The 13,988-nt window shown below is 38.1% G+C and carries 6 protein-coding genes and 1 tRNA gene; 5 read left to right on the forward strand and 2 right to left on the reverse strand.

Annotation, left to right across the window (positions count from 1 at the left end):
- Positions 1 to 106 precede the first annotated feature (106 nt).
- Entirely contained in the window at positions 107 to 4,192 is a 4,086-nt protein-coding gene (locus M9949_09800; GenBank protein MCO5251697.1) for a choice-of-anchor D domain-containing protein, read from the forward strand.
- Between the two features lie 75 nt (positions 4,193 to 4,267).
- On the opposite strand, the gene M9949_09805 is transcribed toward M9949_09800, so the two are convergent.
- Both M9949_09805 and rsgA read right to left on the reverse strand, forming a co-directional pair.
- Positions 4,268 to 4,354: transfer RNA gene (locus M9949_09805), tRNA-Ser, on the reverse strand.
- A 45-nt stretch (positions 4,355 to 4,399) separates the two neighbouring features.
- Complete coding sequence (gene rsgA / locus M9949_09810) at positions 4,400 to 5,368, reverse strand: ribosome small subunit-dependent GTPase A (protein MCO5251698.1); 969 nt, start codon at positions 5,366 to 5,368, stop codon at positions 4,400 to 4,402.
- 191 nt (positions 5,369 to 5,559) lie between these two features.
- Here rsgA and recJ point away from each other — a divergent pair, with 191 nt between their 5' ends.
- The 4 genes from recJ (at position 5,560) to M9949_09830 (ending at position 13,986) form a co-directional block, all read left to right on the forward strand.
- A complete protein-coding gene (gene recJ, locus M9949_09815; protein ID MCO5251699.1) occupies positions 5,560 to 7,266 on the forward strand; it encodes a single-stranded-DNA-specific exonuclease RecJ in 1,707 nt (568 codons plus the stop codon).
- 2 nt (positions 7,267 to 7,268) lie between these two features.
- On the forward strand, positions 7,269 to 10,571 hold the full coding sequence (locus M9949_09820; GenBank protein ID MCO5251700.1) for an AAA domain-containing protein: 3,303 nt from the start codon (positions 7,269 to 7,271) through the stop codon (positions 10,569 to 10,571).
- A gap of 106 nt (positions 10,572 to 10,677) precedes the next feature.
- A complete protein-coding gene (gene gyrA, locus M9949_09825; GenBank protein ID MCO5251701.1) occupies positions 10,678 to 13,170 on the forward strand; it encodes a DNA gyrase subunit A in 2,493 nt (830 codons plus the stop codon).
- Between the two features lie 96 nt (positions 13,171 to 13,266).
- Positions 13,267 to 13,986, forward strand: coding sequence for a hypothetical protein (locus M9949_09830; protein ID MCO5251702.1), 720 nt, complete (start codon positions 13,267 to 13,269; stop codon positions 13,984 to 13,986).
- The last annotated feature ends 2 nt before the right edge of the window (positions 13,987 to 13,988 follow it).

Here is a 13,988-nt window from a genome sequence, read left to right on the forward strand (position 1 = left end):
AGTCTAATATTCCGTAACCCTAAAGACTTCGGAAGTCAAATTTCTCTATGTTTATTTTGTTCAATCAAATTTTTTTTGTAATTTGCATTTTTTTTGAGTCAGAATAATGAAAAAATATTTACTACTCATAATCTTTTTCATCCCCGGGATATTGCTTTCGCAGTCTCTAACTATTTTTGATGTGGATGCGTCCAATTTTCCGACAATCCGTGCAAAGTTCTATGCTTTTGATGCGGAAGGGAAATTGATTTTAAATCTTGCCGCTTCCGATTTTGAATTATTGGAAAATGGTGTAAACAGGACTGTATCTTTTGTTAGTTGTCCCACATCAAAGTTACCACAGACGGTTTCCATTGCTATGAGTATAGATAATGCCGTATCCATGGCAGCAAGCCCTGATAGTGACATTCCTATAGAACTGGGGAAAACATTTGCTAAAGAATTATGTTATACTATTGCAATGCCACCCTCAGAATTTGCTTTACTAACTTGTAATGATAAAGGAAAAATTATTCACGATTTTTCAACAAATAAATCCCAAATTTTATCTTCTATCGATCCAATAAAAGCCAGTAATTGGAAGGATTTTGTTGAACATTTATTAAATGAACAAACGGGTTTATTGAATGTTGCGAAAACCGGGAAAAATAAGCGTGTAGCAGTATTATATACTGATGCTCTGTGGCATACCCTCACACAACAAGAGCTACAGCAATGTAAAGATACATGTTCCAAATATAATATTACTTTTTTTGCAGTTACAAATACAAGGTTTGCAGCTAATTCAAATGGTATAAAAAAATCCCTTCAAGAATTAGCTGATTTTACAGATGGTATTTTATATAAAAATGTTACCGTAGCAGTTGATGCAAAAGAAATTGCCAGGAAATTACAACTTGCAGCACAAAGCGGAGCCCCTTGTGAAATAGAATGGGAAAGTGGAATATCTTGCATACCAGAAGTTACAATTGTAGAATTACAACTTAAGAATTTAGGATTAAAAGCTACAGCGAGCTACCAAATTCCTGATACAGCTGTTGGAAAATTAGAATTTAGTCCGACATTTGTAAAGTTTCTAAATCCTAAAATAAGTTTTCTAGTAGAAGAAAAAGTAATAGTAACTGCAAGAAATGCTGATTTTAATGTTACAAATATTATAGGAAACAACGCAGCATTTACTATTAAACCTATCAATTTTGTATTGAATTCAGGACAGAGTATAGAATTAACTGTTAGTTATTTGCCTGCAGACAGTGGTTATAACTACTGTAGGTTTGAGATTGAAAATGATGTGTGTCCTACAGCATATTATGTAAGTGGTGGTTATAGAGGTAAAAAATCAAAAATTCAAACTTTGAAACTGACAAACCCTAACGGTAGCGAAGCCTTTATTGTTGGGAGTGATACTATAATCACTTGGGAGGGTATTCCTCCTTCAGACAAAGTTCTTTTAGAATACAGTACAGATAATGGACAAAATTGGCAAACAATTACTAATAATGCAAGCGGATTGAGTCACAATTGGACGAATATTCCCCGACCTGTAAGTAGTCAATGCTTGATAAGAGTTAGTCAAAGGGATGCAAATCCTAATAACTCCACTCCCAAAATTGAATGGCAAAGAACATACGGGGGAAGTGAAAATGATATTGCAATAAAAATTCAAGAGACGAGTGATGGTGGATTTGTTTTAGCTGGGTGGACTCAATCAAATGACGGCGATATATCTGAGAACAATGGTGAAGCAGACGTTTGGGTATTAAAAATACGGTTTGATGGAAATATTGAATGGCAAAAAACATATGGTGGTAGCTATTTTGAAACAGCGAATTCTATTCAAGAAACAAGAGACGGTGGTTATATAGTCGCAGGTTCTACGAATTCAAATAACACCGATATTACTGAGAACAAAGGTGAAACAGATGCGTGGGTTTTAAAATTAAATATTGAAGGAAATATCGAATGGCAAAAAACGTATGGGGGAAGTTTAAGCGAGAGGGTATATTCTATCCGGGAGACTAATGATGGTGGGTTTATTGTTGCAGGTGTTACTGAATCTATTGACGGAGATGTTACTGAGAACAAAGGAGGAACAGATGCGTGGGTTTTAAAATTAAATATTGAAGGAAATATCGAATGGCAAAAAACATATGGGGGAAGTCTAAACGAGATGGCATATTCCATCCAGGAGACTAGTGATGGTGGTTATATAGTTGCAGGTGAAACAGAATCCAAAGATGGCGATATTTTAGTGAATAAGGGTCAAAGTGACTTGTGGGTTTTAAAATTAAGTAATGATGGTGAGATTGAATGGCAAAAGACTTTTGGAGGTAGTGGAATTGAAAGGACTTATTCCATCCAAATGTCAAGAGAAGGGGGTTTTATAGTTGCAGCATATACTTACTCCGCAGACGGTGATGTAAAAGAGAACAAGGGTTCTTCGGACATATGGGTATTGAAACTTAGTATTGATGGAAGTATTGAATGGCAAAAGACTTATGGTGGCAGAAAAAGCGATATGGCAACGGTTATTCAAGAGACGATTGATGGGGGCTTCATAGTAGCAGGATTTACTAACTCAGTTGACGGTAATTTAACTGAGAATAAAGGTGGGGAAGATATATGGGTATTAAAATTAATTAATGACGGGAGTATTGAATGGCAAAAGACATGGGGTGGAAGCTCAAGTGATCGTGCAGCATCCATAACTGAAACTAATGATGGTAGATATATCATAGCAGGAAGTACACATTCAAAAGACGGTGATATTAAAGAATATAAGGGCTGGTCTGACGTTTGGGTGATAAAACTTGCGAGTAATGGAACTATATTGCAATCTGATGTTTCTGATGCAGTTTTTTCCATAGTTGAGCCAATTGCAGCATCGAGAGATATTGATATGCTCAAAGTATTAGTCGGAACTGCTAAAGATTCTGTTGTGAACGAATTTGTGAGTAATGTCGGCACTTGGAAATTCAGAGTGGATTCCATCTATATCCAAGGAGCAGATGCTTCGGCTTTTTCGCTCGTAGCGGGATTTCCTCAATATACAATTGAGCCAAATGATAGCTATTTTGGGGAGTTCAGATTTGTTCCAAACAGAGTCGGTCTCCATTCAGCTGAAATCGTAATTGTAACTCAAGCCGAGACAATTGTACAAAACATTATTGGTGAAGGCGTTGAGCCAAGGCTTGAAACGATTGCTGAAATAATTGATTTTGGAATTGTCGATTTAGGGCAATTTAAGGACACAATACAAGCGGCTACAATTAAAAATATTGGCACAAATCCAATAATGATTACAGAAACTAAACATAATTACCCGAATGCTGTTGATTTTTCGACACTTAGTGGTGGTGGGAATTTCATACTTCAGCCCGGGCAGGAAGCATTAATGGATTTGAGATTTACAGCAAATTCACCCGGCAGGACAAGCGGTACTCTCGAATTTCATTATGATGGAGTCGGCAGCCCGGCTGTGGTGCAATTATTTGGCGAAGGCAAGTTTATGGGAATGGCTTCTGCACAATTAAAAACTATCGAAATTGAAGCTTATGCAGGAGATTTAATTAATATTCCAATAATTTTGGATTTTGAAGTGGATTTGAGTTTATCCTCAGTAAATACGATAGATGTTGAGATGCAGTTTAATCCGACCCTGCTTTATCCGCAAGATTTAAATATGGAAATAATTAATAATAATCTCGCAAAAATATTAATTAAAGATTTACCCGCAAATAAATCCGCCGGTGAAGTATTGGGAGAAGTTGCATTCATCGTAGGTTTAGGGAATTCCGAAACGTGCGATATTACGTTAATCAACCCTATTTCTAATGGTGGCGATGCAGATATATCGCTCCAAAGTGGACATTTCAGATTATTGGGAGTCTGCTACGAAGGCGGTACGCGACTGTTAAATCCATATTCAAAAGCTGGAATTTTAAGCATAGCGCCAAATCCCGCAGATGATAATCTCGATATTGTTGTCTCATTAATTGAAAGCGGAATGACTGAGCTATCAATTTACAACACTATGGGCGAAAAGATTTCAACTGTGTTCAGCACAAGCTCTCCCCCAAGTGGCATCCAATATTATAATTTAGACACAAAATTACTCAGCACCGGACAATATTATTTGCAGTTGCGAACTCCAACTCACATAGAAAATCAGATTATAAAAATTGTGAAGTAGCTTTGGTAATATGTTGGAAACAAAAAACAAGCCCATGTAACATTATGTATTACAAGGGCTTATGATTTCACTCAGCGGAGAGGGAGGGATTCGAACCCTCGGTACAGTTGCCCGTACAACGGTTTTCGAGACCGCCACATTCAACCACTCTGCCACCTCTCCCAAACTGTCAATGCAAAAGTATGAAAATTTTGCCAAGCCAAAAAATTAAAAACTAATTTCGTCTGTTGATTCTACTAAATTGATGTAACTTTGGTATCTTTCTGCGTCTATATCGCCACGGTCCACAGCGGCAAGGACTGCGCAACCCGGCTCGTGCATGTGTGTACAAGGCGTGAATTTGCAATCGTGCATGAATTTTACGAAATCACGAAAATATAGAGGTAGCTCTTCCCTATTGACGTTCCAAAGTGCAAATTCCCGAACTCCGGGCGAATCTATCAGGCGTGTCGTGTCGCTAAGTTTGAACATTCGCACGGCGCTTGTTGTGTGTTGACCTTTGCCGGTTCGCTCGCTGATTTCAGCTACTTCTTGCACTTCCTGACCGACCAAATCATTGAGCAAAGTAGATTTCCCGACTCCGGATGGTCCGAATAGTAAGGTGGTGCTGTCTTTCGTGAACTCGATAATATCGTTCAAGCCATCTTGGTTTAGAGCGCTCACAAAGAAAACTTCAATTCCCATTTTGGGGTATGCTTCAAAATCTTCTTCAAAAGCACTGATGTCGTCGAACAAATCCGTCTTGTTGACACAAATGGCGGGTTGAACATCGCCAAATTCGGCTGCGAGTAAAACTCTATCTATAAATCTTCGGTTATAAATCGGGTCGGCTAATGATGAAAGAATCAACAATTTGTCACAATTGGCTGCTATAACGTGTTCTCGGGTGGCTCGCCCTGCTGCTTTTCGGGAGAAATAAGTCTCTCGTTGCTCAACAGCCACGATACGTCCGGTTACCAAGCCCGAGTCTTCGGCGATGGAATTGCTCCGTAAGAATTGAATTTTGTCGCCCACAGCGACCAAATTTGACTGAGAATGCGGCGTGATAATTTTCCCTGAAACTTTGCAATCAATATATTCGACTTTGCCATCAAAATCCGATTCGACGATGACGGTATTTGCACTGCGCAACAACGAGTCCAAGTTCGGAATTTTCGGGCAAATCGCCGGATTCACGAACTACTCCTTTCGCTTGGAAACCTTATGTTTCCTGATTGGTGAGCTTTTCGAGAGCTCTTCATTTTCATCAAATTTCATGTCCAACTTTACTTTTTTTTTACAAACTGTGAAATTTTTTCCACACTTTATTTTGATAATTACAAAATTATGTATAATTTTGCATTAATTATATAAATGTTATAGGTTTTATGTTGAACTATCGGTGGACAATCAGACAAAATAATGATGAAGAGACTGTACAAAGAATAGCGAAATTTCTAAAAATACCCAAAAGCTTGGCTGAGGTGCTGGCATCACGTGGTTTGACTGACCAAGATGATGCGGCAGGTTTTTTTAAGCCATCGTTGAACGAATTGCATAATCCATTCATTATGGAGGATATGCAAAAGGCAGTAGATAGGATACTGCTGGCGATAAGAAGGCAAGAGTTAATCTGGGTTCACGGAGATTACGATGTTGACGGTACAGCGAGTACATCAATGGTATGTCAGTTCCTTACGGAAATCGGAGGGCGTGTGGATTACTATATCCCCGACCGATTCGAGGATGGGTACGGACTATCAGAAAAGAGTATTGACCTCGGCATTAGCCGTGGTGCGTCATTGTTGTTGACTGTTGACGTAGGGATTACATCATACGAACAAATCGAATACGCAACCTCTAAAAATGTTGATACAATCATTTGCGACCACCACGAGCCCGGTCCGCATATACCAAAAGTAGTAGCAATCCTGGACCCATTGATGCCGGGTTGCCCCTATCCTTTCAAATCGCTTTCTGCATGTGGCGTGGCATTCAAGCTCGTTCAGGCAATTTCGCACGAGTTAGGCATTAGCTCTAAGGCGATTGAATTTCTTGACTACGTAGCAATTTCATCTGCTGCGGATATGGTTCCGCTACTTGGCGAAAACCGCATATTAGTCCACTATGGCTTGAAGTTACTCAATAGCAACCCACGACCCGGCTTGAAGGGCTTAATTCATTGTACAGGGCTTAAATTGGGGCATATAACGGCATCTAATATTGTTTATGCCATTGCTCCTTTGATAAATGCAGCCGGAAGATTGGGCGATGCGAAGCGCTCGGTTGAAATGATGATGCAAAAAGATGAAAACGTGGCGTTCCGAATTGCACAAATTCTCGAAGATGAGAATCGCAAACGCAGATTGTTTGACCAGCATGCTTTTGAGGAAGCAATCCCGATTGCTGATGAGCTAATCAAAACGACTGCACCGCACTCATTGGTGATTTACGGCGATAAATGGCACGCCGGAGTGATTGGAATCGTAGCTTCGAGACTCGTTGATAGATACAATCTACCTTCAATTTTGCTTACAAATATTGACGGAGTTGCCAAGGGTTCAGCCCGCAGCATCAACGATTTTGATGTTCACACTGCTCTCAAAATTTGCGAAGATTTGCTGCTCGAATTCGGGGGGCATAAACATGCTGCCGGATTATCACTGAAAATCGAAAATGTGCCGGAGTTTAGAAAAAGATTTGACGACTTAGCCAAATTGAAGATAACGACGGAAATGTTGACACCGGAAATTTTGATTGATGCCGAATTGCAATTTAACGAACTCTCACCCACTTTTCTCGACACATTGAATATTTTTGCACCTTACGGATATGCCAACTACAAGCCGGTTTTTGTTTCAAATGGTGTCAAATCCCAAAATGGAATTAAAATCATTGGCAATAGCAATATCCGCTTTAGAGCGATTCAGAATAATTTTGCAATTGATGCGATTGGGATAAATTTAGCCAAAAAAGTGAATTTGTGCAATAATAACAAATCATTTTCTATTGTTTATAGTTTAGAGTTTTCGAATTTTAGTGGAAATAAAACACCACAATTAAATATCAAGGATATCAGACCGGATTTCAATTAACAATGATTCAGCCTGATAAATACCTTGAATTAATTAATTCTATTGGTGATGATGGAAAGTCAAATCATGCTAAACGATTAAAGAAATTAGTTTCTATACTAAAGTCTTACTATCGCGATATAGCTGATTTAGCCAGTCAGAGCTTCCCAAGTTCGTATGCAATAAATTCATACATTCATGAGCGATTCAAATTTCCGCCGGATTTAAAGAATTATTTTAATAAATTAATAATTATATCTAAAAATGCACATAATCATGATATTACTGATATAACTGTCAATAATTGCATAGCATTAGTTAATGATATTATTAATTATATATATACAAATGAATTAATTGATTTCGATAATACTGATTACGGTAAATATTTTAATTCATTTAAATACAAAAAGTCTGCAATTGTTGATTTGATTGATTTATTGATTGTAAAAATAATAAAGAAACACGATGATTATTGTCTTATTGAATTTCTTGATGAAGATGAAAAAGTAAGTATCACATTCAATAAGCCTTGGAATGATATTTATAAATATATGTCAAAGGGTTGTCATATTAATGCGATTGACGTAAACCGAATGTCTGACACTAAGTTTGAAACTGCCGCACGTTCGATTATAGTGTTGGAACCTGACTATTTGGTAGATGTAACGGAAATTGCAAATAGTTTCCAATCATCAGGACCTGATTATTATGTTAATTTCATCAAGAAAATCTCCGATTTTCCGAATAGTATTCATCTGCAAATTGGGAAAATCGTAAATACAATATTTGACGAAATTATCCAAGAGCCAAATGCTGATTTTGATTCGCTTTTTGAAATTGCACTAAAGCAAGACCCACTCTCCTTTTTCGACTTTTTTGAAAATAATAAAAATGAATTTGGCAAATTAAAAGAACAGATTCGGAAAATAATTAATAATTTATTGGAAATATTACCGAGAATTGAATACGTTGACCCGATTGTTGAACCTTCGTTCATATCTCCTACTTATGGGCTGCAGGGGCGATTGGATATTGCGGAAATTAAATCTGAAGATTATTCGGAAGTGAATATACTCGAATTAAAATCCGGCAAACCTCCAAGCCAAAAGCTTACAATGCTGGGCGATGACGGCAAGTATATTCAGAGCGGAGTTTGGGCGCAGCACCTTGCCCAAGTAACGGGATATAATTTGTTAATTGATGAAATAAATAAGGAACGCTTTGGAGTTTCGGCAATTTTGTATGCTCAGGATTTGGATAATCCGATACGAAATGTGCCAAATACATTTCATTATAAGCGCCTAATAATTTCGCATCGTAATTATATTGTCGGAGCTGAATTTGCACTTGCAGCGAGACGCTTCAAATTGATTGATTCCAATTCGGAGTTGACTGAAAGCATTACTAATTATATCACGAGTGAACTTTTATCGAGGTTTTATGCATTTTACAATATTGCCTCTCCGGTATTGCGAGAATGGTTTAGAGAGCAAATTTCATTTGTTTATCGTGAAATTATTACCGGAAAAATTGGCTTTTACGGCGCAGATTCATTTATGTCATATTCTAATTTGTGGAAACTAAATAAATTTGATTTGAATTATAGCAGTAATGTGTTGACTGATATGAAGTTAAATCTGCAACTAAGCAATCCGCAACAATTGCATTTGTATTTTGAAGTGGATAAAAGGAGCATGCAATATACTTCTCTCAGGCAAGGCGACATTGTTGTATTGTTTCATTCTGACCCGACAGGTGAATGTCTGCCGCATAAAGACCAATTGCTACGTGGTTCGATAATTTCGACAGGAATAGATTTTTTAATTATTTCTTTGCGTAATAAAACATTGCCCAGAAATAGTCTGAATATAAATATTGAATGGGCAATAACATCAGACAGGCTCGAATCTACAAACAAATCAAATCTTAATTCAATTTATAAATTATTAAGTTCTGATAAAAAAGTCACTGATTTTATTTTAGGAATTAGAGAACCCGAATTTGAAGATAAACAAATCGAGAAAATAACTTACCTTAATTCAAAGCAAAATGAAGTATATGTAAAATGTATAAATGCTAAGAATTATTTCATTGTTCAAGGACCTCCGGGCACAGGTAAAACCTCGTATATGCTGCGTGCACTTGTGGATTATTTCACAAATGTAGAGCAAAAATCCGTTTTGGTGTTGGCATATACAAATCGTGCAGTGGATGAAATCGAATCTGTGATTTCATCAATCGAGCCGGATATTAAATTCTTGCGCTTAGGCTCGAAAGCATCTAAGAAAAAGTCGAACAGATTAGTTGGAGATTTGGCGGATAAAATCAGCTTGAAAGAGCTATATAAGGAAGTCATAGACTCAAATGTATATATTTCCACTGTGGCTTCGGCTTTGAGCAATGATTCGATTTTCGGGTTGAAATCTTTTGATATAATAATTACCGATGAAGCGTCGCAAATTCCGGAATTCCAATTAGCAGGATTATTAACTCGAGCCAAAAAATTCATACTTATCGGCGATGAAAAACAGCTTCCTGCAATTATCAGCCAATCGCCTCAATATTATCATATTGAAAATGAGTTACTTGCGGATATTTGCATGACGAATTTGTCAATCTCGCTTTTCGACCGATTATTGCGCGTTTGCAAAATGAATGATTGGGCGAAAGCCTTCGACACATTGATTTTTCAAGCTCGTATGCACGAGGATATTCAGAATTTCCCAAATATGCTTTTTTACAATAATGCTTTGCAAATATTCGGGCTGAACCAAAAGGAAAAAATCAAGCATTTCTCTGCCAATTCGAGCAATCCGATGGAGCGAATTCTTGCCACAAAAAGATTCGTATTCATAAATTGTATGCACGGCTTGGGGTTCAAGGAGTCCGAAATTGAAGCCAAGATGGTGTTGGATATTTGCCAAACTATCAAGCAAGCTGTCAAACATCATTTCAATAATGAGACGATTGGTGTAATCGCTCCGTATCGAGTACAATGCTCCTTGGTGAAAAGTTATCTGACTGAGGAGTTCGGCGACACGGTGAATGTTGATACAGTAGAACGCTACCAAGGCAGCCAGCGCGAATTTATCATTCTGTCAACTGCTACAAATTACGAGCAATTGCTCACTTCAATGTCAAACATATCATATTTTGATGACATTCCAATCGACCGCAAACTCAACGTCGCAATGACGAGAGCAAAATCACATTTCATTTTTATTGGCAATGCGAAAATCCTCCAAAACTCACCTATTTATGCAAAGTTGCTCGAGGAACTCCGAAATGAGCAGGCATATTTCGAAAGTAGTGATTTAATGTAGATTTTAGTGTAGTTTTTTTAACAAATCTTATGATATGACGCTAAAAATGCGTAAATTTGTGAGTTTGTATATGGACAATTATTATTAAATTATATATCATCATAAAATGTCACATTTGAATTACGAAACGATAGTACAGACGCTGTTAGAAGATGAGATGAAAAGCTCATACCTTGATTATTCAATGTCTGTAATAGTATCAAGAGCATTACCTGACGTAAGGGATGGCTTAAAGCCCGTGCACCGAAGGATTCTGTACGCAATGCAAGAATTAGGATTATTGCCAAACCGCGCCTACAAAAAGTCCGCAAGACTTGTGGGTGAAGTGCTTGGTAAGTACCACCCGCACGGCGATTCATCGGTTTATGACGCAATGGTAAGGCTTGCCCAAGATTGGAGTATGCGTTACCCATTGGTTGACGGTCAGGGCAACTACGGCTCTGTTGACGGCGACCCACCGGCGGCAATGCGTTACACCGAAACAAGATTAGCCCAAATTGCCAATCAAACTCTACGGGATATTGATAAAAATACTGTTGATTTTCAGCCGAACTTTGACGAATCTCTGAAAGAACCGACTGTGCTTCCAACTGTGTTGCCAACCTTGCTCATCAATGGTGCGAGTGGTATTGCTGTTGGTATGGCGACAAATATTCCGCCTCACAATTTGACTGAAATTGTCAACGGGCTCGTAGCATATATCGAAAACCGCGACATTACTATCGAGGAATTGATGGAATATGTTCCGGCACCGGATTTCCCTACAGGTGGTATAATCTATGGTTACGAAGGCGTTAGAGAAACTTATAGGACAGGTAGAGGCAAAATTATTGTTAGAGCCAAAGTCGCTTTTGAAGAAAATAAAACCGGCTCAAGACAATCAATCATCGTAACAGAGCTCCCCTATCAAGTAAATAAAGCAAGTTTGATTGAAAAAATTGCAGATTTGGTTCGTGCAAAAGTATTGGAAGATATTTCAGGCTTGAATGACGAATCCGACCGTGATGGAATGCGAATTGTCATAGATTTGAAACGTGACGGCAGCCCGGAAGTAGTCTTGAATAATTTGTACAAACATACTCAGATGCAAGTAACTTTCGGTTCAATCATGTTGTCGCTTGTCAAAGGCAGACCGCGTGTACTGACTTTACGCGATATGATGAAATATTTCATCGAGTTCAGAAATGAAGTTATCATTCGTAGAACTAAATTTGAATTAGACACCGCCGAGAAACGTGCTCATATCTTGGAAGGCTTCAAAATTGCTTTGGACAATATTGATGCCGTTATCAAATTGATTCGTGCTTCTCGCGATGCTGCTACTGCATCTATGGGATTGCAAGAAACATTCGGGTTAAGCGAAATTCAGGCAAAAGCTATCCTCGATATGCGTTTGCAAAGATTGACAGGACTTGAAAGAGACAAAATCGAAAAAGAATATCGCGAATTAATCCAATTAATCGAAAAATTAAAAGCAATTTTGGCAAGTAATGATTTGCAAATGGAAATCATCAAAACTGAATTAATCGAAATTCGCGAAAAATTCGGCGATGCTCGTAGAACTGAAGTAGTTCGCGATGCCAAAGAATTCACTATCGAAGATATGATTGCCGATGAAGACGTCATAGTGACGATTTCGCATAAAGGATTCATCAAGCGTACGCCATTGAGTAGCTATCGTCGCCAGAACAAAGGTGGCAGAGGCGCCAGCGGCTCGACTACTTATGATGATGACTTTATCGAATTTATCTATCAAGCTTCGACTCATCATTATTTGCTATTCTTCACAGATGCAGGCAAAGTTTACCGAATCAAAGTTTATGATTTGCCCGAAGGCAGTCGTACAGCGAAAGGTAGGTCGCTTGCTAATGTGATTGCTAAAGAAGCAAATGAAAAAGTTACCGCTTTGATGCCGGTGAAGGAATTCGTTGATGATGAATTTGTAATCATGTGTACACAAAAAGGCGTCATCAAAAAGACAGAATTATCCAAATTTGCAAACGTCCGCCAAAACGGTATCATTGCTATCGGATTGAACGATGACGACAAATTGATGACAGCAGGTATCAGCGATGGAAATGCAGATATAATTATCGGCACTCGCAACGGTATTGCATGTAGATTCAGAGAATCTGATGTCCGTTCGATGGGCAGAACTGCAACTGGTGTTCGCGGTATATCATTATCGAAAAGCGATTCAGTCGTGGCGATGATAATTATCAAGCGCCAAGATGCACAAGTAATGGTAGTCAGCGAAAACGGCTATGGTAAGCGTACTAAATTTGAAGATTTCCGTCTTACTCGTCGCGGTGCCAAAGGCGTGATTTCTATGAACGTCACTCCAAAGACCGGAAAAGTTGTCGGTATTTTACCTGCAGTTGATAATGATGACTTGGTCGTAATGACAGTCAATGGCATTGTAATCAGACAAAGCATAAAAGCTATCAGGACAATTGGCAGAAATACTCAAGGTGTCAGACTGATTAGATTGGACGAGGGCGATTCGATTGCCGATATTATCACAGTCGTGCATGACGATGACCAAGACAATCTAAATGATAACATAATTGATGCACCCGAGCAAGACCAATTGCTTTAAGCATTTTTAGATACATTGCCTCGAAATGTTTTGGAATTACATAAATTGTAATAAAATAATTTCGAGGCATTTTTTTATTTACTATTTTAGTTGATTATGATATATGTTATCGGAAATAAAATAAAAGCTGAAATGTCAGGATTTTGGAACGAAGGTACACCCTATTCCAAAAGAAATATCTACTCCAAGCAAGCAAACACTTTGCCACCTGTCAATTATGATGAGCATACACTCAAACCACATAGTCTGACACATGCGGAATCGCCATTGCACACCAATAATGACGGCAAACCACTTCACCGTTACATCGAGAATTCTCCTGATTTTTTCTTTGGTGAAGCCTTGGTGCTAAAATTTCCCAATGATTACGTTCAGATAGACGGAACTGAAAATACTTATATCAAAATCATAAGTCGAAGCGAAATTGAAAGTAAAATTAACGAGCTTTGCAAGGGGAAGGCAATCCCACCGAAAATATTGCTTACCACCGAAAATTATCCCAAAAATGAAAATGGTTTTCATGCCGAAAATTACATTCTTGTTTTGGATGTCGAAGCAGCCGAATATATGATCAGCTTACCCGGATTTCATCTATTCGGGACAACGTGGAAATCTACTGATTATCAGCCCAAATCGCCCACTCGCCCTATTCACGATACAATTTTCAAAAAAGCAGTTATATTTGAACTGCTCAATCTTTCCGAAGTTCCCGAAGGTTTTTATTATTTTTCGGGGATGCCATTATTTATCGAAAATTCAAATGAAAGTCCTGTGACTCCAATATTAATAGATAAATCTTACTTTGAAACGTCTTAATC

Source organism: Candidatus Kapaibacterium sp. (genome assembly GCA_023957315.1).
In the GTDB taxonomy this organism is placed as follows: Bacteria; Bacteroidota; Ignavibacteria; order Kapaibacteriales; family UBA2268; genus PGYU01.